Origin of the sequence: Brevibacillus laterosporus (genome assembly GCF_030489605.1) — a bacterium.
Taxonomy (GTDB): domain Bacteria; phylum Bacillota; class Bacilli; order Brevibacillales; family Brevibacillaceae; genus Brevibacillus_B; species Brevibacillus_B laterosporus_E.
Map to the genome: position 1 here is coordinate 197625 of NZ_JAUKFY010000003.1, position 25900 is coordinate 223524.

Here is a 25900-nt window from a genome sequence, read left to right on the forward strand (position 1 = left end):
TTTAACATAAAATAAGGAGGAATGGTGATACTACCAATCTGCAAAAACAGATAGCATCACCTTATCCGACCCTCTACTTTTTACACTCTACCACATAATCCATTCCATGAAAACTATTGTCCTCCCCATGTGTACATTTCACCCAAAAAATTTTGATTGAGCTATCGTTAAAGAAGAGGTGAGAATAGCCGCGCTGCAGATTCTACATATTTACGGCTAATGGATTTAGGCTCTTCGCTGCTTACTCTACTATTGCTTAGATCCTGCTCAAATTGTGCTGTTAACTCCTGAATGAACCGTGACCTTCCATAAAACAGGGCGTTAACTTCAAAATTAAGATAAAAGCTTCGGAAATCCCAATTGCTCGTTCCCACCAGTGCTTGATTATCATCGACTACTAACACCTTAGCATGCAGGAATCCCTTGTCGTATAAATAAATGCTAACCCCCGCTTTTCTTAACTCGTCGAGGAAGCTTTGAGAAGCATAGTAGACCAGCTTGCTGTCAGGAATGCCCGGCAGCATAAGCTTTACCTCTACCCCTGCCTGTGCAATCGTGCACAAGGCTACCCGCAGCACCTCATCAGGGATAAAATAGGGGGAAGTAATTTTTACCGATTTTTCTGCCCGCATGATCATTTGCAGGAAGGCTTGGCTAATTGGCTCCCAGTGTTTTCGCGGATCAGTCGCTACCACCTGAATCATATGCTTATTCTCATGCTCACCATTCGGTTCAACAGTTGGTTTGCCCATCTCTTCATCAAGCTTCTTCGTCTGGGCAGGGCTAGCTTCAAGCACAGAATTGGAAATATTTATGGTAAGACCGGATACCATCTTCCAGTCTTTTATAAAGATTTTTTGAAGCTCGCAGGCAGCTTCTCCAGTCACCTGTATATGAGTATCTCGCCAAAATCCCAGCTTAGGGTCTTCCCCTACATATTCTTTTCCAATATTGCATCCTCCAAAGAATCCAATAGCATTATCAATCACAACGATCTTGCGGTGATTGCGATAATTAAGTCGTATAAAAGTTCGTAAATGCATGCGTGGACTAAATCTGTAGAACTGCCCCCCAGCTTGGCGTAATTCATCAGCCCAAGCATCAGGAAAGTTTTTGCTTCCTATGTCGTCCACAATAACGCGTACCTCGCAGCCTTGCTCGGCCTTTTTCTTCAATAAATCAAGCAGAGATCGTCCCACATAATCTCCTTCAATTGTATAAAACAATACGTGAATCTGATACATAGCTTTGTCTATTTTTTCCCATAAAGCACTGTAAAAAGGAGCCGCTTTATGAAATAACTCCACGCGATTTTCCTGTGTTAGCTCCGCACCCGCATTAGCTTGAATAAATCTGATCAGCTTTCTAGCAGTCGAATCCAAGCTGCTTGCCGCCTCTAATAAAGAGTCTTCATTTGAACATCGGAATGCTAATCCTTGCTGAGTGTTGGTAATGTTTTGATGCTTGTTATGCTGTCGGTCCTTCTCTTCTGTGCCCCAATGTCTCCCCACAAAGAAATATAAGCAAATTCCAATCACCGGAAAGCTATACACTGCAAAAATCCATGCTAGTGTGCGCTCCGGCATACGGTTTTCTGTAATAATAAAACCTGTAAAAAGGAGCGCAATGCTAAGATGGATAATGGTTGAAATAAAAAAGAAATATAGCATAAAACCACCCTCACTTTTAAGCCGGTCTTGCAGGGAAAATAATTCATTGGTATGTAGGTTTCCTACTTTCTTTCCAAATCATGAGTAGTAATCACAGGGAATTAAAAAAACCAGCAGGACTATTGCCTGCTGGCTTGATTTGCACTTCTATTTTCATAATGTAAAGCGTTGCAACCGTCCCTGCATTTCATCGGCTAGATAAGATAGAGCCTGCGAGGATGTTGTTATTTCTTCCATGGAAGCAAGTTGTTCCTCACTAGCTGCTGCATTTTCTTGACTTGCACTTGCTCCTTCCATCGCTTTTGCATGAACCACTTCAACAGCAGTCATAATACGTTGACTACCCTGCCAAACTCCTTCTACCGAATTAACTACTCCTTTCACCTTCGCAACCACTTCTTCTACGGCAACATGAATTTCCTGAAAAGCACCCTGTACTTCCTCTGATTTACGCAGCCCTTCCTCTACCTTACCGGTCCCCTTTTTCATGGAATCTACAGCTAGCTTGACCTGAAGCTGTACATTTTTGATCAGCTCTGTAATTTGATGAGCTGAACCTTCAGACTGTTCAGCCAGCTTGCGCACCTCATCCGCCACAACTGCAAAGCCTCTTCCTTGTTCACCAGCACGCGCTGCTTCAATAGCAGCATTCAGTGCTAGCAGATTTGTTTGATTAGCAATGCCAGCTATAATTCCAACGATATTATCAATCTCTTTCGATTGGTCATTCAGCTTCTCTATAATGTGTGAGGAATCAGTCACAGTGTGATGTATCTCATTCATTTGCTCCACAACAGCGGCTACCGCATGTAAGCCTTTTTGAGCCGATTCAGAAGCCTTCTGAGTCAATGTTACCGTCTCTTCACCGGTCACAAATACCTGCTCGATTTTGCCAAACATTTGGGTACTCTCTTCAGTAGTTTGCTGTACCTGAACCAGCTGATCCTCTGAACCAGCAGCGATTACCTGATTGTGGCTTGCAATCTGTTCAGTTGCTTTGGCACACTGAACCGCACTCGCATGCAATTGTTCAGAAGCAGCCGCTACCTGAACAGAATCTTCTCTAATGCCTTGCAGGAGCTGTTGCAAGCTTGCCCGCATTTGATTAAAGGCTATAGCTAAATCACCAATTTCATCATTACTCTTAACCTCAATCGCATCCATCTGTAAATTTCCTTCCGCTATCTGATTAGCTGATTGAGATATGGCTTGCAGGGGTAAAGAAATCTTACGGCTGATAAAAGAAGCGATTGCGATGCCAATAATGGTAGCTACAAGACAAATACTAATCATGATATTTTTCGACTTCGACATACTTTGCTCCGTGTCAGCTATTTCTTGATTTAGTGCCTCCATCTGCAACGTCTTAAATTTATCACCTGCAACCGAAAGGCTACCACTAGTCGGTTGTAATTCTGTACGAATCAGGCGTAGCATTTCTTCTTCGTTATTCTGTTTAAACAAAACAAAAACCTTATCAATAAGGGTCACGTATTTATCATGCTTTTCCTTCATTGCGGCTAATAACTCCCTGCCCTCTGATCGTTTTGCAGAGTCGAGGCTGTTCCACAGGAGATCAAAGCCTTTTCTGTTTGCTAGGGATAGTTTTTTTAACTCCTCATTTCCAGTTAAGACATAACTCAGAGCTAATTCCTGTTCTCTCTTTGCACCCTCGATCATTTCTTGCATATCGATTACCGTTTTCGCTCGATTAGACATTACATCTGTATAATGCTCCGTCATATACTGCATGGTGGAATACCCCATGTAGCCAACGCAACCGATCAACAACAGCATAATAAAAAAACCAAACAACAGCTTCTTGTGCAGAGTAACTCTCATACTACTCCTCCCGATCATTCAAAATATTCCCCCGGATCAAAACCAACAATCTAATTTAAATATCGGAGTCATTGTTGAAAAGAATAAGTATGTTCAAACAGTTTTTATATAAATATTCCGGTCAAGCAGAAGCCGTTGCTTAACATTTTTCATTGACAAAAGTTATTTTCATTTTATAATAATTATAAATTAGTAATTAATATATTTTTCTTGTGATAATAACTCTAATTAAGGGAGAGGTTTATAGATGGATAAGAAACCACGTTTAACTACCAATCAAGGTGTTCCTGTAGGCGATAATCAAAATTCTCGCACTGCGGGGAAAAGAGGACCTGCGGCATTAGAGGATTATCATTTAATTGAAAAGCTAGCTCATTTTGATCGAGAAAGAATTCCTGAGCGTGTCGTCCATGCTAGAGGTTCAGGTGCACATGGGGTTTTCGTAGTGACGAACAGTATGCGTCCATATACGAAAGCAGCCTTCCTACAGGAAGTAGGACAACAAACGCCTGTCTTTGTTCGGTTCTCCACCGTTATTCACGGGCAGGGTTCTCCAGAGACTTTGCGCGATCCACGTGGCTTTGCTACCAAATTTTATACAGAAGAAGGCAATTATGACCTTGTCGGCAACCATCTTCCTGTGTTTTTTATTCGTGATGCCCTGAAATTTCCTGACATGGTTCACTCCCTAAAGCCATCTCCTGATACAAATCTCCAAACTCCAGACCGTTATTGGGATTTCATGACTCTGACTCCTGAATCAACGCATATGCTTACCTGGCTATTCTCTGACTATGGTACACCTGCTAACTATCGCCAAATGGAGGGTTTTGGTGTCCATGCATTTAAATGGGTCAATGCTGAAGGCCAAGTCGTATATGTAAAATATCATTGGAAACCAGCCCAAGGTGTTAAAAATTTAACTGCTCAGGAGACTTCAGAGATTCAGGCAAGGGATTTTAACCACGCTACTCGAGATTTATATGATCATATTGAAGCCGGTGATTTCCCTAAGTGGACGCTCTATGTTCAAATTATGCCAGTCGATGAGCTGGATTCGCTGGATTACGATCCGCTCGACCCTACAAAGATTTGGGATGAACAAAGCTATCCACTGCAAGAAGTGGGTGTGATGACTCTGAATCGTAACCCGCAAAACTTTTTCGCGGAAGTAGAGCAGGTTGCCTTCTCTCCAAGTGCAACCGTTCCAGGTATTGAGCCATCAGAAGATAAGCTTTTGCAGGGACGCTTGTTCTCCTATCCTGATACACAGCGCTATCGGTTAGGGGCTAACTACTTGCAACTCCCGATCAATTGTCCGTATGCTCCTGTCCATAATCAGCAACGCGATGGTGCAATGCAATTCAAGCAACAAAACTCTCCTGTTAATTATGAACCAAGCCGGCATGCGGAAAATCCTGTAGAAGATCCTGCATACAAGGAGTCTGAGACACCACTGGTTGGGTATGTTAGTCGTGAAAAAATTGATAAGCCGAATGATTTTGCCCAAGCTGGCGAGCGTTATCGCAGCTATAGTCCAGAGGAACAAGCCAATTTGATTGCTAATCTGGCTAACGATTTGGCTACTGTACATGAGCGGACAAAAATGCTTGCTATTTGCAACTTCTTCCGTGCAGATCGAGATTTCGGCATGCGCCTCGCTAGTGCCCTGAATGTAGACATTAGCTCCTATGTAAAATAACAAAGTAAAACATATAATAAGCCCATCTCAGACAATTTAGAGATGGGCTTACTGCTTTTATTTCATATCGCTTTGTTCCAAATTACGGGCTGTAGAGCTACGGTCAACTTGTTTCTCATTCTTATAGGTACCGAATAATACATCAAGGGCAGGATTGGTTACGCCGTACCAATAGTTTTCGTTTTTATAGTGATGCCAAAGATGCATTCTCTTCATCCATCTTCCCCATGGAGTGATAGGCTGCACAGGCTGATGTGCAATATAATGGGTCCATTCATAATAAAGCAGATAACCCATAATCCCTGTTACAAATGCAACCATGAGAGAAAAATCCTTTGTGATGAAAAAAGCCGCACTCCCTGCGATCATGATCAGAGGCAGGCTATACCAGACTGGTAGAAATAATAGGTTTAATTGATCGGGGGATACATGGTGATCGTAGTGTAATCGTTTCAGCATTGTCAAAAGCCAACGTATTTTAGGGGGGTTCATATGAAAGATAAATCGATGGATGAGGTATTCGCTGACCGCGTAGGAAAGCATTCCGATCGCCAACGCCATCCAAATATGAATGCGTTCCATATCAGGAATTAACCATAAAAAGCCGAAAGCAAACAAAATGCTAATCACTAGCACATCAAATTGGCTAAAATATTGTTTAACATACCCCTTCAACAGATTAAACCCCCTGTTTTTTCTTATCATTCCAACTAAATTGTTACCTGCCTGTTACCACTTTGCCTGTTGATCTTCACAGATTCCCCAGACATCATCTATCCTGATTATTTCGTTGTTCTTTGTTTGAAGCGTCCCACTATACTTTCCAATATATTGTTGTAAATGAGTGGATAATGCCAAATAATTTTCGCGCTTCTCCTGATAATAAATAGGGGTAAATTTGAGTTGAACGCGGTCGCTACCAATGGTCATTATGCGCCATGGTTTCATAGGAGAGGTTTTATCATATGCAAATTGAATCGGTTCTGCTATTTTTTCAGCTCGCTGTTGAATCAACAGGCCATTTTCAGTCATTCCCGTTCCATCCGTCCAACCAGCCCCTAGGTTACACCCACACAAACTCCCCCTCCATTGAAAGCTGCAAGTCATCCAATTCCATTGGGTTAGATAAGGCCACACACCACGGCCAAAATCCAGGCTCGCTGATGTCGTCTCCTCTGTAAGATTGTAACGTTTACTGCCTATGCGTACCTTGCCTGCGGCCGCTCTCCCCGGTTGTTTTTTGGTATATTGAAATCTTCTATTACTCCAAGGAATGACCATATGCAAGGCTTCCGCAGTCTCTGAGATACTAATTTCTATTGAAAAAGGCATCCCTTCCCTATTCATCCCATCAACCAAGATCATTGTAGTCGTCTGCTGATACGTAAAAGAAATCTGAAGATGCTTATGCTGAAAATGAACATCGCCATGAACAGAATCAGGCAAATAGATTCCCCTCGCAAAGGGTACCTTTGCCGTTTGCTCCATCTTCTGACCCGATTGAAGATCAATCAAATGAAAAAAGGCTGCTCCGATATAATCCAAATGACAAACAGCTACCGTTATAATAACTTGATCATTTGCAATAAACCAAAAATTCCACTTCTTTTTTCGCCCCAAATGCCCCGGTATCTGACAATCGTGCAAGGGATAGCGCGACCAGCCAATGGCCTCTGGTCGCAAATTTCCCCGTCTGTCACAAAGAATGGTATGCTCTGTAATCTCTTTTTCAACATTAGCAGGAAACGCCATAGTGTCCTCCCCCTAATAAGTCCTATACTCCTATCTTCTGTGTTTCGCCTTGCTGCAGCTGGTACATTTGATAATACTTGCCTTTGATTTGCATCAATTCATCATGGTTACCGCGTTCTACAATTTCCCCTCTATCAAGGACCAAAATACAATCTGCCTGACGAATCGTAGAGAGGCGATGTGCAATAATAAAGGTAGTACGTCCCCTCTTCACTACATCCAATGCCTTTTGAATGATGGACTCCGTCTCGGTATCAATAGAGGCTGTTGCTTCATCCAAAATTAAAATAGCCGGGTCAAAGGCAAGGGCACGAGCAAATGACACGATTTGACGTTGTCCCGCTGATAGCGTACTTCCTTTCTCCACAACAGGCTCGTCATAGCCTTTGCTCAGATGGGCGAACAACTGTCTGGCCCCTACATCATCTAGAGCTTTCTCAACCCTTTCCCGAGAAATAGATGGGTCGCCCAGACTGACATTGCTAGCAATCGTTCCCGTAAACAAGAACGGTTCCTGAAGTACGATTCCCATATGCTGGCGGACGTATTGCTTGGGCCATTCTTGAATCTCCTTGCCATCAATGGTTACTTTCCCTTTGTCAAAATCATAAAATCGAAATAGGATATTCATGATGGAGCTCTTGCCTGACCCTGTATGACCAACCAATGCAATGGTTTGACCTTCCTTGGCCTCAAAGGAGATATTTTTCAGAACGTATTCCTCATCCTTGTAAGCAAACCATACATTTTCGAATTTCACATTTCCCCTATATCGGTCCATTTTACCGTCAGTTACTGGAATACCAGGTTCATTCATTAATTCAAATACACGTTCGGCTGCCACCAATGCTTGTTCTAATTGTGGTAACTGGTTAACAATCCCACTTATCGGATTGAAGAGCCGAACGATATATTCCAAAAAGGCATACATCATTCCAAGGGACAATGCGTTGCCCAGCGTTAAAGACTGTGCTCCAAAATACCACAATAACAGGGCAAATCCTATGATCCGCAGGAAGTTGGTTAGGTTGTGGGAAGTAAGTGAGTTTAGCAACAGCAATTTATTTTGGTATTTAAAATGATCATAATTCAATTCCTCGAACTCTTCCTTTGTCTCCTTTTGACGACGGAAAGCCTGAATGATCGCCATCCCTTGAATCGATTCATTAATCATCCCGTTAATATCACTGATTCTTGCCCGAATCACATGGTTAAAACGAGAAGCAAAGTATCGATAGACGTAAATCCACACCAATAAAATAGGAATGATCACAAGACAAATGGCACCTAGCATAGGATCTAGCAAGAACATAGCCACCAAGATACCAGTGATATAGATAATTCCCGTAAAAAAGTTCGAGAGCACGGTTAGATAGAGGTCTCGGATGGCCTCTGTATCATTGGTCACTCGTGCAACCACTTTTCCTGCTGGTAAATTGTCAAAATACCGAATCGGAAGCCGCTGTATATGGTCAAAGACGTCTACACGCATCTTTTGAATAATCTGGTTCGCGGAGATTTGTAACCAATACTTTTTCACATATAACAAGAGGGAGATCACAGCCAATAAGCCAAAGTAAATCAAACAAAGAGCAATAAGCGGCTGTACTTCCGGTTTATATAATGCAAACACCTCCGTTGACGTTAGTTTTTCAGCAGGGTACACCGCTTTGTCCGCACCCTTTTGAATCAAAAGAACTCCGTTTTCAATGGTCTTTTCCCCATCAAATGCAATGGGTTGATCAATGAAGTAATATTCCCGCCCGACCTGTAAGATGCGTACTTCTTTTCCTTTTTGCTCATCAGGCCCCCAATGATCACTTCGTTTAATATACTGGCCTCGATAAGCAACAGCTTCACTCCCCTGTTCACTCTGATACCAGCTATACTCGATTCCTCGTATATGCACATCAATCATCTGTTTGACCAATATCGGTCCCATCAGGTCGGCTACAACCGCCAATGATAGCATGGTTAAAGCCAAGATGAGGGTTTTCTTAAACTGCAAGGCATATTGCCATAACCTTTTAGAAGGCCTATCCATGTCTCTCACTCTCCATCTGTTAAAGTTGCCTCGATTTGCTGGCGTTCATATTGTTGTTTATACCAGCCATCCTGTTTCATAAGCTGATCATGAGTTCCACGTTCAACAATGGTTCCATCATCCATTACGAGAATTAAATCGGCATGCTGAACTGCTGACAGGCGGTGCGTGGTAATCCACGTGGTCTTACCCGCTCGGTCCCCACGAATATGAGTGATAATTTCCGTCTCTGTTTTAGCATCTACCGCAGAAAGAGCGTCATCTAACAAAAGAATCTCTGGGTCTGCTATTAGAGCACGGGCTATCGAGACACGTTGTTTCTGGCCCCCGGACAAGGAGACACCCTTTTCTCCAACCATCGTATCCAATCCCTCTGGCAAGTAGGCGATGTCCTTTTGAAAAGCCGACATCACCAACGCATGCTTGACTTCAGCCATCGAGCTGGTCGGTTTACCAAATCGAATGTTTTGTAAAATGGTCTTCGAAAATAAAATTTGACCTTGCGGAACATACCCTAGCCAGCCCACTGCCTGCTCGATCGCAATTTTTTGCATGGGAATCCCTGAAATCAGGATTTCTCCTTTGCCTAACGGATACTCACGCAGAAGCTGACGCATCAAGGTTGTTTTGCCGCTGCCTGTACGTCCAACAATTCCCAAGGTTTGCCCTCGGCTCAGTTCAAACGTTATATCTTTTAAATTATCTACTTCAGATGAAGGGTAACGGAAAGTGACATTCTGAAATGAAATGGTAGCCGGTGTCGGCACATCCACTAGATCCGACCTATTCTGAACATCCGGTTCATAAGCAAGCGTTTCGTTCACACGATCTAACGAAGCATTACCCCGCTGCATAATATTGACGAGCTCCCCAATCGCGTACATCGGCCAAGACAGCATGGCTAAATAAATGTTAAATGAAATCATATCGCCTATTGTAATTTCTTGATGGTAAACATAATACGCACCAAACCCAATGCCTAATAAAAAACTTATACCATTTAACAATTTCATCGTAGGCTCAAATAGTGAGTCGATACGGGCAACGGACAGGTTTTTCTTATACGTTTCCTCAGAGATTTCTCGAAAGCTCTTCCGGCTTGCCGCTTCCTGTACATAAGCACGGACTACCCGGACACCTGAAATATTCTCCAGCACCTGATCATTCATTTTTCCGAAAACATCCTGTGCTTCCGTAAATCTTTTATGAAGCATCTTTCCATACTTACTTAATATGTAAGCTGCCAGCGGCATTGGCAAAATACAAATGAGGGTAAGCTTCCAACTAATAACAACCGTCATTGTGAGAAGAATAACCCCCAGATAGACAGTCGCATCCACTAAGGTAAGAATGCCAAACCCGGCGGTTAGCGATACTGCTTGAATATCGTTCGTCGCCCTGGCCATCAAATCTCCCGTCCGATTTTTTTCATAAAAGGTTGGGGTCATCTTTAAAAATTGTCCCATTAAATTAGAGCGTAATTTCCTGCTAACCAAAAAAGAGCCGCCGAACAAATTTCTCATCCAAATAAAAGTGACCCCGTAATTAAGTAAAGCGATTGCCAGCAATAAGCCAATCATGATGAACAATCTCGCGGTTGTCATAGAGCCAGCAAAAATTTGGTCAATCGATGTCCCCATTAGCTTTGGAGGCAAGACTTCCAATACCCCATTGATCACTAAAAAAACGACTGCAATGGAGTATCTTTTCCACTCTTCACGAAAAAACCAGCCTAACTTTTGAAACACAGCTATCATGCATTCTCTCTCCCTTCTCGCATGAACCCAATATCTGACAGAATCAAAAAAGACACGTCACTTTGTGCGACATGTCTTTACATCTGTTCTGTCAATAAAAAGCGCACGTTACAAACTGCCGTAACCTACACTCTTAATTTTTTCCCTACGCTTAATCAAGACAGTGATGCCTTGGACATAAGAGACAGATTACAGGAGATATGAAATTGTATTTGCATTGCATTGGGAAACAACATCATTCTCACGTTACTCATCTCCTTTTCCTTTTGGACTCACTTTCGTATTTACAGATTCTACCTCACAACCTCAGGTTCGTCAATCTATTTTTCAGAATATTTTACATTTAATTATCTAAGTATTCGTGCAATATTTGATTCGACATTTTGCCAATGATAAACTCATGATACGTTGGGAAAATGAAAGGAGGCGCTTATGAACCCTATTCAAGAATTATTAACCAAGCAGCATCAATTCTTTCACACGCAGCAAACAAAACATGCTGCATTCCGAATAGAAGCACTCCAAAAATTACGCAAGGCCATTATCTTGCACGAACAAGAAATCTATGAAGCTCTACAGGCCGATTTGCATAAATCACAATTTGAATCCTACTCAACTGAAATCGGAATCGTGCTAGAGGAGATTCGTTATGTCTGTAAACATTTACAGGGCTGGGTAAAGCCGAAACGAGTCAAGACAGCACTTACACACTTCGGTTCCAAGGGCTACATTTATTCTGAACCCTATGGCGTCACATTGATTATTGCCCCGTGGAACTATCCATTTCAACTCGCCTTGTTACCGTTAATCGGGTCTATTGCTGCCGGGAATTGTGCCGTTGTCAAGCCGTCAGAGCTTACACCTAGAACCTCCAATCTTATTCGGCGGTTAATCGAACAGACCTTCCCTGCAGAATTTATACGTGTAGTAGAGGGCGGGATTGAAGTCAGTAATCAGTTGCTAGCAGAGAAGTTTGATTATATCTTTTTTACAGGCAGTGTTCCTGTTGGCCGTATGATAATGGAAGCTGCCTCCAAGCATCTAACTCCGATAACACTCGAATTAGGCGGAAAAAGTCCGTGCATCGTACATCGAGATGCTAACCTGCGTTTGGCTGCTAAGCGAATTGTTTGGGGAAAATTTTTAAATGCTGGCCAAACCTGTGTAGCACCCGATTATTTACTCGTGGACTCCTCAGTAAAACAGGAACTCATAAGACAGCTCAAAATCTTTATTCAAGAGCTTTATCCCGATGCCTTACAGAACTCTGATTATACTCACATTGTGAATAACCGACATTTTGAGCGATTGCTTTCGTATCTGGATCAGAAAAAGGTCATCCATGGGGGAAATGCAAACCCCAGTACGTTAGCGATTGAGCCTACTCTTATAGATAACGTAACTTGGCAGGATCCGGTCATGCAGGACGAGATTTTTGGACCTATTCTCCCCATCCTAACCTACGATGAGCTGACTGAAGCGATTTCTAAGGTAAATGCGCAGCCGAAGCCACTCGCTCTTTATCTTTTCACAGAAAATAAAGAGACAAAGAAACAGGTCCTGTCCCATCTCTCCTTTGGTGGCGGTTGTATTAATGATACGGTCTTTCATATTGCTACTCCCTATTTACCATTTGGAGGGGTTGGCAATAGCGGTATCGGTAGCTATCATGGAAAAAGAAGCTTCGAAATTTTCTCCCACCAAAAAAGTGTGCTGAAGCAAACTACGCTCTTTGATATTCCTGTTCGCTATCATACAACCAAGCAAGCTTTAAAAAAGCTGAAATGGTTTTTTAAATAAATCATAAAATGAGCCAATGATTGATCTCATCTGATCAGTCATTGGCTCTGCTTTTACTCGCGCTCTCTCCACGTTACCCATTGATTCGAGTCAATCATTTGCAAAAATTGGCTTAGCCTTGGTAGCACGGGCTCTGCTTGTTCCCCAAATTCATGTCTAATTTCCTCGGCAATTTCTGCTACCGTATGCGAACCTGTACATCTAGCAATAACGTAACTTCCAAGCGTATCTAGCTTAATACGGAAAACGGCAGGCTGTCCCAAATACCGCACAGACAATCGTTCCAACCAGCTATCGCGAGGGATAATCACGGTAGAAATGCCCTCTTCTGTTTTCTCCAGCGTAATTCGTTTTGCCAAAATAGGCCTCATCGTCAATAGATTGCGATGCTGTTTCTTTGCAAAAATCCGCATGCTGCTCTCACCTACACTTTAGTAATAAGCAAGTTCCATAGGAATTGACACCTGATATAAGGGTATTAAAGGCTGCTGTTCCGCTCTTTGGCACGCATGGACACCCAGAAAAGGACAACTGCTACTATTGCAAAAATAACCGTGCTGACCAAGCCGCTTTCAAACATAACATGCTCGGGCATCGTTATTTTCGCTGAAATGAGCATGGCAATAACTACCCCTAAAAGCGACTCACCAGCAATTAGACCAGATGCAAACAGCGTTCCTCTTTCCAAACGCAGATTTCTGCGGCTTTTATCCTTTGAGCAATATTCCACTAGCCAACGAACCAAGCCTCCCACCATAATCGGGGCACTGGTGTGAATCGGTAAATAAATTCCTACTGCTACAGTCAAGGAATGAAGGCCTAAGAATTCAACACAAATTGCGGTAGCCGCTCCAATAAAGATTAAATCCCACGGCAAGTTATTATCCATAAGCCCTTCAATTACCATTTTCATTAGAACTGCCTTTGGCGCCGCTAAATCCTTGGTCCCCATTCCATATGTTTCATGTAAAATAACAAGGACATAACCTATGACCAGACCAGAGATCAACACCCCGAGCATCATAGCCATCTGTTGTTTCCACGGAGTAGCTCCGACCAAATAGCCTGTTTTTAAATCTTGAGAAATATCACCGGCGACAGCAAGTGCAGTACACACGATCGCTCCGACAATTAAAGCAGTGACCATTCCTGTTTGACCCGTTACACCCATTGATTTAAATACCACTGTAACAATTAGTAAGGTAGCAATCGTCATTCCTGAGACAGGTGAGGAGGAGCTACCTATCAGCCCAACGATACGCGAAGCCACTGTAACGAACAAAAATCCAAAAACGGCAATAGCTATAGCCCCTATCATCCCTACTTCGGTAAACGGTGAAAAGGCAATTAATAAGATGATTGCTATTATCCCGAGTAAGAGCCATGTCTTCGAAATATCACGATCGGTACGCTCCACTAGCGATTGTTTATTGCTTTTGTCTAAACCTGCAAGTGTATCACGCAATGAATAATATAAGATTGGTAACGTTTTGATTAAGCTAATTAAACCGCCTGTAGCCACAGCACCCGCACCAATATAACGAATATAGTCTCCCCAGATAGCCCATGCATCCATGGAAGCAATCATACCGGAAGCTGGCTGAATTGCCTCGGAATTATGCATACCAAAAAAGCTAATCATTGGTATCATTACAACCCACGCAAGTATTCCGCCCGCCATCATCTCTCCAGACACTTTGGGGCCAATAATATATCCCACGCCAAGCAGAGCTGGATATGTATCCAATCCAATCAATGCATTTTTAAAATTGGCAATGCCTGTCTCAACTTCGGTTTTAAATAGCTTAAATCCATCGCCTAATGCTTTTACTAAAGCACCTAGTCCGAATCCCGTAAAGACCAGCTTAGCGCTGTTGCCCCCTTTTTCACCAGAAATCAGAACTTCCGCGCAGGCAGTACCTTCCGGGTATGGCAGTGTTTGATGCTCGTTTACAATCAACAGACGACGTAACGGTATCATCATTAATACGCCTAAAAAACCACCTGTTAACACAATAAAGCTGATGGTTAATTGACTAGGCACAGCATTCCATAGAAACAAAGCCGGCAACGTAAAAATAGCACCTGCCGCAACCGCTTCACCAGCAGTTGTCATTGTTTGCACAATATTGTTCTCTAAGATAGACTCGCGACGCAAAATACCACGTAAAATCGCCATTGAAATAACAGCAGCCGGGATAGATGCACTGACTGTTAAACCAATTTTAAGGCCTAAATAGGCATTGGCTGCTCCAAAAACAACAGCTAAGATTAATCCCAATACGACTGCAACCACAGTAAGCTCTGGCAAAGAACGTGATGCAGGAACATACGGGACGAATGAGGAAGAATTAGATTTTCCACCATTCATAAAAGGTCCCCCTAACTTTAAATGGATTCGACAGTTCTTAATTTTTTGATTTTTAAGAACAATGGCAACAAAATAAAATATAATACATCTTATTATTTACACCAAAACCATTTATTGGTCAAACTGTAAAGTGTTCCGCTCTGTTATTTCAGGTCTGCTAGTTTCTTATGCTAACACATAGCTTCTAGCTCCTTTATTGAGGCCAAAAAAGAAAAAGGATACTGATTTCCTCCACTAGGAAGTCCTTGTATCCTCTTTCTGATTGTCTTTTTTAGATTGAATACGTCTATTTAACCACCTATATGAGACATTTCCACCTTTTTCCGCGGTAACCCCTGTGTAGCTGACAGACGTTCTTCCGAATAGCGATCCTTGCGATCTGACCATAGCTGTTGAATATAGCGCGTCAATTCTTCATCCGTGGTTCCATCGCGGAGGCGACTTCTTAAATCTATTCCTTCTGTAGCAAATAAACACATATATATATAACCTTCGGCAGACAGGCGGGCTCTTGTACAGGAGGAGCAGAAGGCTTGTGTGACCGAAGAGATAAATCCAATCTCTGTTTGGGTTCCTACATAGCGGTAACGTTTGGCAACCTCCCCAAAATAATCAGCCTCTACTGGTTCTACCGGCATTTCCTGATTAATCATCTCTAGAATATATCGGCTCGGTACCACCTGTCTCAGTTCCCAGCCATTTGCATTTCCGACATCCATAAACTCAATAAATCGCAGTGTGATCCCAGCTTCCTTAAAATAGCGAGCCATAGGAAGTATATCCTGATCTGTTGCTCCTTTTTGCACTACCATGTTTACCTTGATCCCGAGCCCTGCTTTTTGTGCGGCCTCGATGCCTTTTAACACCGTACTTACTTTAATTCCCCGCCCATTCATATAGCCAAACCGATCATCATCAAGACTGTCCAAGCTTACCGATACTCGATCAAGTCCTGCTTCCTTTAGAGGGAGGGCAAACTTTTCTAGCAGCGAACCGTTAGTTGTCAGTGCGATATCCTTTACGCCTTCAATCTGCCTGATGTTTTGGATCAAGATTGTTACATCCTTACGCAATAAGGGTTCCCCGCCGGTTAATCGGATTTTTTCAACACCCATACCTACAAAAATGCGAGTTAGCCGTTCTATTTCTTCGAACGAGAGCAGCTTCTCTTTGGGAAGGAACTGAAAATCCTTGTGGAAAATTTCCTCTGGCATGCAATAACGGCACCTAAAATTGCACTTATCGGTAACAGAAATGCGTAGATCTCGCAATGGACGTTGCAATTGGTCAGTTACTTTTGTATGTGAAATCTTCTGGTCCATTGGCCACAGCTCCCTTCCTTAGGTGACATCGTACTGAAGTGGGATTACCTGAATTAAATCTCCTTTAGCTGCTCCTGATTTACCTGAAGGGATCTTAAGAAGACAATCGGCATCCTGTATAGATAGCATGTGGCTTGATTTAGTCACACCAATCGACTTTACCTTAGCTATTCCCTTTTCTATCCATAATTTGCCACGTTCGTAACGCACATGGGGAGAGCCTTTCTCATAATCAGTAGCTAAAAAGGCTTCCATTACAGCAGGAAGGGACTCTTTAGCACCCAGCATGGCCCGAATAGCCGGCTTAACAAACAATTCAAAACCAACAAAACATGCCCCCGGATTCCCGGACAAGCCAAATAGTAATTTGTTATGAATGACTGCTGCTGAGGTAGGACTGCCAGGTCTCATGGATACCCGGTTAAACAGCATCTCTTCCCTTTGTTCGCGAAAGATTTCTGCCATAATATCATAATCACCAACTGATACGCCACCTGTGGTAATAACAATATCCATCTCTTGAAAAGCTTCTTCCAATAAAGCCTTTGCTTGTTCCTTGTTGTCTGGAATAATTCCGTATAGACAAGGGGTTGCACCAGAGGCTTCCACCAATGCTTGGATCATATAGCTGTTGCTATTGCGAATTTTGCCAGGCTGCAGAGGTTCATCAATTGGCAGCAATTCCGTCCCTGTAGCAAAAATACCTACTTTAGGCTGGGCAAATACCTTTACACGATGATAGCCAAATGTAGACAGCAATGCCATTTGACCCGGCTGAATGATTCTCCCAGACTCAATGATGATCTGCCCCTCTTGGATTTCTTCTCCTACCTGTGCAATATTCTGATCTTGTCCCACATTATGTTTGACCTGTACAAAAGCTTGTTCATTTTGTTCGTATTCCTGTGTTTGTTCAAACATAACCACTGCATTAGCACCTTCAGGAACGCTAGCGCCGGTCATAATTCGAACAGCTTCCCCCTTGTTCAGCTTCATAGCGGGGGCACTCCCTGCTGCAATATCTCCCACAATTCGATAGGTAAGCGGCTCTGCTGGTGTAGCCTTCTCAATTCCTTCACACCTAATAGCATACCCATCCATACCTGCCCTTGGGAAAGCGGGAATATTATTAGTGGCATATATAGGCTCGGCTAATCTTCTTCCTATACTGTCAACTAATGAAATCTCTTCTGTATTCATGATTGTTATGCGGGAAAGAATGCGCTTTTGTGCTTCTTCAACCGGAAGAGCTTTTCGTTGAAATCGGTGAGTTCTATTCATAATATGTCACACTTTCCTTTAGTGTACAGGTTCTTTATAAACGCCCATTATGTTTGTCCTTACAACATATTATACATCATAAGAGCTTTCACATTTTACAGGCTGTGTCTCGATGATTCGTTTTGGATGCGTGTATACATTAAGTGTATTCCCCCTGATAAACCCCACTGTTGTAATACCCAGCTCTTCTGCAAGATCAAGTGCAAGATCTGTAGGTGCTGATTTGGAGAGAACAATTCCTACACCAATTTTCGCCACCTTTAACAATACCTCTGAGGATATCCTTCCACTAAAGGCAATAACCTTATCCGATAAACCAATCCGATTCTGCAAGCAAAATCCATAGATCTTGTCCAGGGCATTGTGTCTCCCAATATCGGTTCTTGTCACCACGACTCCTTCTTTATTGCATAAGGCAGCATTATGGACACCGCCTGTTTGCTTAAAAAAAGAGGAATGCTCTTGCATATGCTTAATCATCGTCTGGCAATCTTGAACGCTAATTTGCTGCTTTGACATGATGGTTTTAGCGGTTCGAACATCATTTTGCAAATAAAACTGCCGGCTTTTACCGCAGCAGGAGCCGATAAAACGCTTGGAATGCTGGGGTGAAAGCTTGCCTTTATTTTTTACCTCTACATAAGCAAAACCTGTTCCCTGATTGATGGAAAATGACTCTACATCATCTGGAAATCTAATAATCCCTTCTGATGCGAGGAACCCAAGAAGAAGCTCCTCCATATGCTCGGGCGTACATACCATAGTTGCAAATTCCATTCCATTTACCATGATGGTTAATGGATATTCACAGGCAATTTCATCGTCTATGTCCTGGAAAACCTCTCCATCGTATCTCATGATGGCACGTAAGGTTGATACTTTCTTGCTCATAGCCCTCTTCCCTCCATCCATGTAATAGACCTTTTAACCAAATAAAAAATGCCACAAGCTAAACCTACCTTGATATACAAGGAGGCAACTTGCGGCGGTTAGTCTTTAGCAGGTACGCTACCAAGTTCCAACTGCTCTTAATGAAATATAAGTAAGCTTATGATTAGCGATCCGATCCAAATTTGCGCTCAATATCTTGGTCAAAAACAAAAATGGACATCCCAAAGTCACTTTCAATATCAATATCTACGAATAGGTCTATAAACTTGGCTCCAAGAAGCTCTTCCATCTCCACAGGACGCGTTTTCTGGTACATCTCCTTGACCATTTCAGTCCTAGCTGAACGAAGCATTTGCTTACCTGTATCTGCCGTTGCAATAAATTTTTCTACGGGAGAAAGATTCCCTTGCATTTCACAGATCGCCCAGTTTTTGCAAAATGTAGTTTTTATTTGACTAGGTCCCTTACCCATATGACGTTTGCGAAATGTCCTGACCAAATTGCTAAATTCAGCTTCATAGTTCGTCATGTTATCCAACTCACTTATTCAAATATATACCTATTTCATAAATTCTAACAGTATCGATCTGATTAGGCAATTGCAATCATCTGTATAAAAACGACTAGCTGCATAGAAAACAATTCCTTCCGTTCGCATCTAGCTTAACGGGGGAATTTGCCAATCAATTGGTTCTTCTCCTATTTTTACAAGAAATTGATTCGCTTTTGAGAACGGTTTAGTACCGAAAAATCCCCTACTCGCAGATAACGGACTTGGATGAACAGATTCCAAAATATAATGTCTATTGGTATCAATCATACTTTTTTTATCTTGAGCATGTCTTCCCCATAAAATAAAGACCACTGGCTTATCTCGCTTGTTTATCTCTTCAATCACGCGATTAGTGAAAAGCTCCCAGCCTCTCCCCTTATGAGAATTGGCTTCTCCATCTCTAACTGTAAGTACTGTGTTTAACAAAAGAACGCCTTGCTTTGCCCAGGAGACTAAATATCCATGATTCGGAATGATACACCCTAGGTCGTCTCGCAATTCTTTATAAATATTTACGAGAGAAGGAGGTATTTTCGTGCCTGGATTAACTGAAAAGCTTAATCCATGTGCTTGATTGGGACCATGATAAGGGTCTTGTCCTAAAATAACTACCTTCGTCTGTTGATAAGGCGTATGATGCAAAGCATTAAAAATATCATATTTATCTGGATATATCGTTTTCGTAGCATATTCGTTTCGCAAAAACTCTCGCAATCGTAAATAGTAAGGTTTCTGAAATTCATCCTCTAACAACGGAGCCCAGTCGTTTTTTAAAATAGCCATATATCTTACCTCCCCGCTTTTTTACTTCTTAAGCATAAAGTAAAAGTAAAAAATCGCCAAGTCTCTGCCCTTACCCTAGCAATCATGGTTTGACGCAATAGATTCCCCATGCCATGCGTACCATATACAACAAAAGGTTGCCGACTTCTGCCGACAACCTTTTTGTTCTTATTCAATTTATCCCTTTAGAGAGTAGCAACATATTGCTTTCCTTTTTCGGGATCGTATTCTTTTTCCCATTTCGAAATAACTACAACAGCTAAGGCATTACCAATTACGTTAACAACAGTTCGTGCCATATCTAGCAAACGGTCAATCCCTGCGATAAACGCTAAGCCCTCCAACGGAATTCCTACGGTTCCCAGCGTAGCAAGCAATACAACAAAGGATACCCCCGGTACACCTGCAATTCCTTTAGATGTTACCATCAGAACCAGCATTAGTGTAATCTGTTGATAGAGAGATAGGTCCATACCGTACATTTGGGCGATGAAAATAGCTGCGATTGCTTGATAGAGTGTGGAGCCATCTAGATTGAAGGAATATCCAGTCGGAACCACAAAGGAAGTAATTGCCTTTGGACAGCCGAATTTCTCCATCTTCTCCATAATCTTAGGCAATACAGTCTCTGAGCTAGCTGTTGTATAAGCCAGCAGCATTTCATCTTTTAATATTTTCATTATCGTAAAGATGCGAATTCCACTAATTCTGGCTACAATACCTAGCACCACGATAATAAAGAAGAACATCGCTCCATATACCAAAATCATGAGCTTGGCCAATGGGACAAGCGATTGCAAGCCAAACTTAGATACTGTAATTCCAATTAAAGCGAACACACCAAACGGAGCAAATTTCATAATCTGATTCGTTACCCAGAACATGGCGTCTGCCACACCTTGGAAGAACTGTAATACTGGTTTGCCTTTTTCTCCAATTGCTGCTACACCTAGTCCAAACAAAACAGAGAAGAAAATAATCGCCAGCATGTCCCCTTTACCCATAGCCTCAAACACATTTGTAGGGACAATATTGACAAAAGTATCTATAAAGCTATGATGAGTGGCTTGATCTGCCGTTTGAACATATTTGTTGATATCAGTCTTAGTCAACTCAGCCATGTTAACCCCGATACCAGGCTTGAAGACGTTAGCTGCAAGTAAACCTACGACAATAGCAATTGTAGTAATGATCTCGAAATACAAGATTGTCTTACCGCCAATTTTTCCTAGTTTCTTTATGTCGCCTACACCTGCTACGCCGACAATTAAGCTAGCAATTACAATTGGGACTACGATCATTTTAATCAAGTGTAGAAAAATATCCCCAATGGGCTTTAGATAACTTTCTATAACAGGATTATTATAAAAAATTGCACCAACTGTAATACCTAATACAAGACCAATAAGGATTTGCACTGCTAAACCATATTTTTTCATTCCTGCACCTCGCTAACAAAAACTTAAAATATTTACAAAAAATGTACGGTGATTGAGAAAAAGTAACCTACGATCATTGGGGAAAAAATTCGATTACACTAAGTGAAAAAAGTTATAAAACAGGGGTATACCATTATTCGTATAAATATGAATGTACTTGTTATTTAATTTTGTTGAAATGTGATCGCTTACTTATCTTATCAATCCTCTAGCGAGTAGACAATATATTTTCACAACTGAGCGCATATTCAGTTCCAATATGTAACAAGTTTAATTGACAATGAATCATTCTCTATGCAGTAAAGTAAAAGCGATAATTAGCGATTTATAGGGCTGTATTACCTTTGGATTATTTATTCCCCATTCATTCTGGATACATCCATTTAACAAAAAATTGCCTATTATGAAACAAAAAAATATCCCTCAAGCTTCGAGGGATATTTCATCCATATTGAATTATACGATAGTCACACCTGCACTTGCATAACCTGAGACAGCAGTGGCTACTGTTAAACCAGTAGAAGTGATGGAATACACCATTAATAGACGCGTTTCTGCTGTTACTGGTATTGCTAAGCCTGTGGTAAGGCCATTACTTATCGTACCAATCGAGATAACCCCTGTAAGAGGAGGCGCTAAGGTCACAATCGCTCCTGGAATTGGGGTGAAGATGTTATTAGGAGTAGGTGAACTGAAGAGCTGAGCTGTGATCGTTACTGAACCTCCAAGTATAGTAAGAGCTAATGTGGTACTAAAGTATGCTGAGATAGACGTAATAATACCGTCACGTGGCACAGAATAAGCAAAGTTGAGAAGTGTACCTGCTGCTCCGGTTAAATCGATAGTGTTTCCAAGGGCAAATACTGTTGGGGCTGAACTACCAAAACCAACTAATCCAACTGTTCCAGCAAGGCCACCGGCAAGCGTAGTTAATGCAAGAGGAAGACCGGATGCGAATGGAATGATTGAACCTCCGCCGGCTGGGCCTGTTGGACCGGTTGGACCGGTTGGGCCTGTTGGACCGGTTGGGCCGGTGGCTCCTGTGGCTCCCGTGGCTCCCGTGGCTCCTGTCGCTCCTGTCGCTCCTGTGGCTCCCGTGGCTCCTGTGGCTCCTGTGGCTCCTGTCGCTCCCGTGGCTCCTGTCGCTCCCGTGGCTCCTGTCGCTCCTGTCGCTCCTGTCGCTCCTGTGGCTCCCGTGGCTCCTGTCGCTCCCGTGGCTCCTGTCGCTCCTGTCGCTCCTGTGGCTCCTGTGGCTCCCGTGGCTCCTGTCGCTCCCGTGGCTCCTGTGGCTCCCGTGGCTCCTGTCGCTCCCGTGGCTCCTGTCGCTCCTGTCGCTCCCGTGGCTCCCGTGGCTCCCGTGGCTCCTGGGTCTCCTGTCGCTCCCGTAGCTCCTGTGGCTCCTGTGGCTCCTGTGGCTCCTGTCGCTCCCGTGGCTCCTGTCGCTCCTGTCGCTCCTGTGGCTCCCGTGGCTCCTGTCGCTCCCGTGGCTCCTGTCGCTCCTGTCGCTCCTGTGGCTCCCGTGGCTCCTGTCGCTCCCGTGGCTCCTGTCGCTCCTGTCGCTCCTGTGGCTCCTGTGGCTCCTGTCGCTCCTGTGGCTCCTGTGGCTCCCGTGGCTCCCGTAGCTCCTGTTGCTCCCGTGGCTCCTGTCGCTCCCGTAGCTCCTGTCGCTCCTGTTGGTCCCGTAGCTCCTGTGGCTCCTGTTGCTCCCGTAGCTCCTGTTGGACCTGTCGGACCTGTCGGACCTGTCGGACCTGTCGGACCTGTCGGACCTGTCGGACCTGTCGGACCTGTCGGACCTGTTATCGGACAAAAAGTGGTGAAATGTGTGCATGTAGATGTAGAAAAGCTGGACGTACAATGTCGAGCGTGCATTTTGTGTTTGTCTGTTGGATTTCGACGCATAAAGTGAAATAATTCAGATTCAATCAATCCATCTTTAATCTTTTGCAAATCATCAAGATTATCGTATCGCAAAAAAATCACACCTCCATTAAGTAAGATGTAATATCTTATGGAAAAACCAAAGACTCGGTTATCATTAATTTTCAAAATGTTTATTCGCTTGCAAAAAATAGGCCTTACAATCATCTTTTTACGATATCACTAGACTACTATCCCTATTACATATGACCATTTTTAACCTAAACCAAGTTTGATCGTGACCCTTCTACCATAACGACACATATACATAACTATCTTAGTTAAAGGAGGTACCATATTTGCGTTTACATCCCTACACCCTTCCTCCTGTCTCCTATGTTCTCCCTTTAGCTATGGCTACGGAAAACTTCATCTGGCTAAAGAGGCGATCTGCACACAGTATATTTTCCTTCTTTGAAAAATGTAGGGAAAGCAAATGTGGTTTCGCTCCTATCATGTAATTCCTAATACCACCCGCACCGATTACCAGATTTACCCACAAGCAATTCTTAGCTTCACTCTGTATATATCATCTTTTTCCTTTTAAAAGATGATAAGCATTATGGGTAACCAGTTAATAAGAATACCAGGTTGCCTCATGTGAGTAGCCCGGATTATTACTCTACAATCGTCGACTAAAGCTCGGGCTACCCCATTTTTTAATAATCCTGGAGGTGAACAAATTACCGTGAATATCTCATCACGCGATTGTGACCATCATCCCGACAAAAAAATTATTGTTAAATTCTCAGCTAATACCTCATTTGTCGCAGTTGGGAGCATCATTACATTCACAGCTCGAATACTTAATAAAAAAAGTAAGGGGATTTTGACTAACGCCTTTTTGTTTAATGAAACTCCTGCAGGCACTGTGTTTGTACCAAATAGCGTCACTGTAAATGGATTCCCTCAACCCGGTGCTTCACCCGTAACTGGCATCAGTCTTGGAACCATTCCTGAAAAAGTAAAATCCGTAAGTGTTACTTATCAATTCCGGGTAGTCTCTGTTCCATCACCAGCCAAAATCATCAGTCAAGCAAGATTAACGGGTACACTAATCTTTTCAAAAAGGCACCGAGTTCCTATTACTGTCCTGTCCAATGTAGTGGCGATTCCTTTCCAAGGAGCCTGCATTCCACTACAAGCAGCAAATAACGGAATCATCGTTTGTAAAGGCGAAGGAGTTAAATCATTTATTAGAATTGCTAATCCAAGCCGAAACACTCTCTTATTTAAACTTCTGTCCTCCCCAAAACACGGTTGTCTTAAACTCTTAATCGATGGTCGATACGCTTATAAACCAAAACACGATTTTACTGGAAAAGATATTTTTACAGTCTTGGTAATAGATCCGATTTGCCATTCGACAGCGATTGTGCGAGTCCTTGTTCTAGTGAGGAAAAAGTGCCATCACCACCATCACAAATCTAGTTCGAGCTGCTCACATTCCCACTCTCATTCTTGTGACTCCTCCTTCAGTCATTCTGATACGTGTAAAACCTCGTCTAGCCGTTCTAGCTATACTAGTCATTCTAGTCATTCCAGTCACTCTAGCCATTCCAGCTATTCCAGCCGTTCCAGCAGTTGTTTTGAATCCAGCACTAGTAAAACATGCACTGAGGAGTAGTTTATCTTCTTTATCTAAAAAAGCAGACCTGACAATCAACAGGGCTGCTTTCTTTGTGTTTACCCCTATATGAAAAACAGCTTTTCTAAGAAAAAAGCCGGTTGTTGTTTTTTGAATATAACAAATATATCGATGTAACACATTTGTTAGAATTTACAATAGCAAATTCCCTTATCCTTGCCTTAGAATAAGTAAGTATTTTTTCGCAGCAAGATATATAGGGAGGAACACACTAGGATGAATACTCAATCCGTGAAGATTACCAACTGCGATCCATCAGCATTAGGTTTGTTTGGTTTAGCGATGGTAACATTGGTAGCTTCTATGCAAAAACTCGGCTTCACTGAAGGCCTATCCATGGTTGTACCGTGGGCTATTTTCTTAGGAGCATTTGCACAGTTATTTGCTTGCATCAATGATTCGAAACGCAATAATATTTTTGGTACTACCGCTTTCGGTGCTTTTGCTTTTTTCTGGTTTGCTATGGCATTATCTTGGATGATTCAGATGGGGGTTTTCGGGGCGGAAATGGCTGCCAAGGTAGATGGAAAACATCTAGGAATGGCTTTCCTTGGATATCTCATCTTTAGCATATTCATGACAATTGGTGCCACTGAAACAAATAAAGTCCTGTTCATCATCTTTGTTTTCATTGATCTCTTATTTATTGGGCTTACTTTCAGTAGTCTTGGCATCGCTAAAGGTCCAATGCATACTCTTGCTGGAGTATCAGAGCTACTTATTTCTATATCATCATTCTATGGTTCTGCTGCTTGTGTACTTAATGCACATTTCGGCCGTGAATTCTTGCCAGTCGGCAAACCAATGGGCATCTTTAAAAAATAAAAAACTGGTTACTTAGTTCTTATATAGCCGCTTGTGCATCGCGCAGGCGGCTTTTAAACATGCATTACCCTTTAGAATAGAGTTCATAGACAATTTGGATTAGGGGTACCTCAACCGTTTCGTTACAATGCGCCCATGCCCAATAAAAAGAGGTCCTGCACCCGTTGCAGTTTCCCTTTCACCGGGAAAGGAATTACACGAAGTTACGTAATCTTCCCTTGCCCAAATAACCGCTCACTTGTTGATCTAGAGGATATTTCCTGGTGGTCATCTACACTCTACCTTCCTTTTCTGATGTAA

Annotated in this window: 19 protein-coding genes; 4 read left to right on the plus strand and 15 right to left on the minus strand. The window is 42.6% G+C overall.

Features of this window, described 5'->3' with window-relative positions; all coding sequences use genetic code 11:
* Nucleotides 1–167: 167 nt before the first annotated feature.
* Both cls and QZ995_RS04590 read right to left on the minus strand, forming a co-directional pair.
* Complete coding sequence (cls, locus tag QZ995_RS04585) at nt 168–1670, minus strand: cardiolipin synthase (RefSeq protein ID WP_301803670.1); 1503 nt, start codon at nt 1668–1670, stop codon at nt 168–170.
* 153 nt (nt 1671–1823) lie between these two features.
* Entirely contained in the window at nt 1824–3512 is a 1689-nt protein-coding gene (locus QZ995_RS04590) for a methyl-accepting chemotaxis protein (RefSeq protein ID WP_301803673.1), read from the minus strand.
* Between the two features lie 247 nt (nt 3513–3759).
* Here QZ995_RS04590 and QZ995_RS04595 point away from each other — a divergent pair, with 247 nt between their 5' ends.
* Complete coding sequence (locus QZ995_RS04595; RefSeq protein WP_301803677.1) at nt 3760–5214, plus strand: catalase; 1455 nt, start codon at nt 3760–3762, stop codon at nt 5212–5214.
* A 57-nt stretch (nt 5215–5271) separates the two neighbouring features.
* On the opposite strand, the gene QZ995_RS04600 is transcribed toward QZ995_RS04595, so the two are convergent.
* Genes QZ995_RS04600 through QZ995_RS04615 form a run of 4 tightly spaced genes read right to left on the minus strand, consistent with a single transcriptional unit; the run spans nt 5272 to nt 10767 of the window.
* A complete protein-coding gene (locus QZ995_RS04600; RefSeq protein ID WP_437124713.1) occupies nt 5272–5919 on the minus strand; it encodes a sterol desaturase family protein in 648 nt (215 codons plus the stop codon).
* A 24-nt stretch (nt 5920–5943) separates the two neighbouring features.
* Entirely contained in the window at nt 5944–6966 is a 1023-nt protein-coding gene (locus tag QZ995_RS04605) for a DUF2804 domain-containing protein (RefSeq protein WP_301803680.1), read from the minus strand.
* Between the two features lie 22 nt (nt 6967–6988).
* A complete protein-coding gene (locus QZ995_RS04610) occupies nt 6989–9010 on the minus strand; it encodes an ABC transporter ATP-binding protein (RefSeq protein ID WP_301803683.1) in 2022 nt (673 codons plus the stop codon).
* 5 nt (nt 9011–9015) lie between these two features.
* Nucleotides 9016–10767 carry an ABC transporter ATP-binding protein gene (locus QZ995_RS04615; protein WP_301803685.1) on the minus strand — a complete coding sequence of 584 codons (1752 nt, stop codon included), beginning with the start codon at nt 10765–10767 and terminating at the stop codon, nt 9016–9018.
* 432 nt (nt 10768–11199) lie between these two features.
* Here QZ995_RS04615 and QZ995_RS04620 point away from each other — a divergent pair, with 432 nt between their 5' ends.
* Nucleotides 11200–12567 carry an aldehyde dehydrogenase gene (locus QZ995_RS04620; RefSeq protein ID WP_301803688.1) on the plus strand — a complete coding sequence of 456 codons (1368 nt, stop codon included), beginning with the start codon at nt 11200–11202 and terminating at the stop codon, nt 12565–12567.
* Nucleotides 12568–12620: 53 nt separating this feature from the next.
* On the opposite strand, the gene QZ995_RS04625 is transcribed toward QZ995_RS04620, so the two are convergent.
* From QZ995_RS04625 to QZ995_RS04665, 9 genes are all read right to left on the minus strand, one after another.
* Nucleotides 12621–12980: a PqqD family protein gene (locus tag QZ995_RS04625; protein WP_301803690.1), complete on the minus strand. Its 360-nt coding sequence runs from the start codon at nt 12978–12980 to the stop codon at nt 12621–12623.
* A gap of 65 nt (nt 12981–13045) precedes the next feature.
* Entirely contained in the window at nt 13046–14938 is a 1893-nt protein-coding gene (locus QZ995_RS04630) for an OPT family oligopeptide transporter (protein ID WP_301803693.1), read from the minus strand.
* 290 nt (nt 14939–15228) lie between these two features.
* Nucleotides 15229–16260, minus strand: a complete 1032-nt coding sequence (gene moaA / locus QZ995_RS04635) for a GTP 3',8-cyclase MoaA (protein WP_301803695.1) — start codon at nt 16258–16260, stop codon at nt 15229–15231.
* Between the two features lie 18 nt (nt 16261–16278).
* Nucleotides 16279–17541 carry a molybdopterin molybdotransferase MoeA gene (locus tag QZ995_RS04640; RefSeq protein WP_301803698.1) on the minus strand — a complete coding sequence of 421 codons (1263 nt, stop codon included), beginning with the start codon at nt 17539–17541 and terminating at the stop codon, nt 16279–16281.
* Nucleotides 17542–17610: 69 nt separating this feature from the next.
* Nucleotides 17611–18432 (minus strand): formate dehydrogenase accessory sulfurtransferase FdhD, encoded by an 822-nt coding sequence (gene fdhD, locus QZ995_RS04645; RefSeq protein WP_301803701.1) that lies wholly within the window; start codon nt 18430–18432, stop codon nt 17611–17613.
* 163 nt (nt 18433–18595) lie between these two features.
* Nucleotides 18596–18961: a DUF2294 domain-containing protein gene (locus QZ995_RS04650; protein WP_003334154.1), complete on the minus strand. Its 366-nt coding sequence runs from the start codon at nt 18959–18961 to the stop codon at nt 18596–18598.
* Between the two features lie 129 nt (nt 18962–19090).
* The gene (locus QZ995_RS04655; protein ID WP_301803706.1) at nt 19091–19768 is read right to left on the minus strand and encodes a uracil-DNA glycosylase; all 678 of its coding nucleotides are present in this window, start codon (nt 19766–19768) and stop codon (nt 19091–19093) included.
* A 185-nt stretch (nt 19769–19953) separates the two neighbouring features.
* Nucleotides 19954–21207: a cation:dicarboxylate symporter family transporter gene (locus tag QZ995_RS04660; RefSeq protein WP_301803707.1), complete on the minus strand. Its 1254-nt coding sequence runs from the start codon at nt 21205–21207 to the stop codon at nt 19954–19956.
* Nucleotides 21208–21663: 456 nt separating this feature from the next.
* Entirely contained in the window at nt 21664–23181 is a 1518-nt protein-coding gene (locus tag QZ995_RS04665) for an exosporium glycoprotein BclB-related protein (protein WP_301803709.1), read from the minus strand.
* 634 nt (nt 23182–23815) lie between these two features.
* On the opposite strand from QZ995_RS04665, the gene QZ995_RS04670 reads away from it, so the two are divergent.
* Nucleotides 23816–24754: a DUF11 domain-containing protein gene (locus QZ995_RS04670; protein WP_301803711.1), complete on the plus strand. Its 939-nt coding sequence runs from the start codon at nt 23816–23818 to the stop codon at nt 24752–24754.
* 237 nt (nt 24755–24991) lie between these two features.
* Nucleotides 24992–25600 carry an acetate uptake transporter gene (locus QZ995_RS04675; protein ID WP_301803712.1) on the plus strand — a complete coding sequence of 203 codons (609 nt, stop codon included), beginning with the start codon at nt 24992–24994 and terminating at the stop codon, nt 25598–25600.
* Nucleotides 25601–25900: the final 300 nt, after the last annotated feature.

Coding starts and splice junctions, on each gene's coding strand:
- cls (WP_301803670.1), bottom strand. CDS start 1,670: ATGCTATATTTCTTTTTTATTTCAACCATTATCCATCTTAGCATTGCG.
- QZ995_RS04590 (WP_301803673.1), bottom strand. CDS start 3,512: ATGAGAGTTACTCTGCACAAGAAGCTGTTGTTTGGTTTTTTTATTATG.
- QZ995_RS04595 (WP_301803677.1), top strand. CDS start 3,760: ATGGATAAGAAACCACGTTTAACTACCAATCAAGGTGTTCCTGTAGGC.
- QZ995_RS04600 (WP_437124713.1), bottom strand. CDS start 5,919: ATGATAAGAAAAAACAGGGGGTTTAATCTGTTGAAGGGGTATGTTAAA.
- QZ995_RS04605 (WP_301803680.1), bottom strand. CDS start 6,966: ATGGCGTTTCCTGCTAATGTTGAAAAAGAGATTACAGAGCATACCATT.
- QZ995_RS04610 (WP_301803683.1), bottom strand. CDS start 9,010: ATGGATAGGCCTTCTAAAAGGTTATGGCAATATGCCTTGCAGTTTAAG.
- QZ995_RS04615 (WP_301803685.1), bottom strand. CDS start 10,767: ATGATAGCTGTGTTTCAAAAGTTAGGCTGGTTTTTTCGTGAAGAGTGG.
- QZ995_RS04620 (WP_301803688.1), top strand. CDS start 11,200: ATGAACCCTATTCAAGAATTATTAACCAAGCAGCATCAATTCTTTCAC.
- QZ995_RS04625 (WP_301803690.1), bottom strand. CDS start 12,980: ATGCGGATTTTTGCAAAGAAACAGCATCGCAATCTATTGACGATGAGG.
- QZ995_RS04630 (WP_301803693.1), bottom strand. CDS start 14,938: ATGAATGGTGGAAAATCTAATTCTTCCTCATTCGTCCCGTATGTTCCT.
- moaA (WP_301803695.1), bottom strand. CDS start 16,260: ATGGACCAGAAGATTTCACATACAAAAGTAACTGACCAATTGCAACGT.
- QZ995_RS04640 (WP_301803698.1), bottom strand. CDS start 17,541: ATGAATAGAACTCACCGATTTCAACGAAAAGCTCTTCCGGTTGAAGAA.
- fdhD (WP_301803701.1), bottom strand. CDS start 18,432: ATGAGCAAGAAAGTATCAACCTTACGTGCCATCATGAGATACGATGGA.
- QZ995_RS04650 (WP_003334154.1), bottom strand. CDS start 18,961: ATGACGAACTATGAAGCTGAATTTAGCAATTTGGTCAGGACATTTCGC.
- QZ995_RS04655 (WP_301803706.1), bottom strand. CDS start 19,768: ATGGCTATTTTAAAAAACGACTGGGCTCCGTTGTTAGAGGATGAATTT.
- QZ995_RS04660 (WP_301803707.1), bottom strand. CDS start 21,207: ATGAAAAAATATGGTTTAGCAGTGCAAATCCTTATTGGTCTTGTATTA.
- QZ995_RS04675 (WP_301803712.1), top strand. CDS start 24,992: ATGAATACTCAATCCGTGAAGATTACCAACTGCGATCCATCAGCATTA.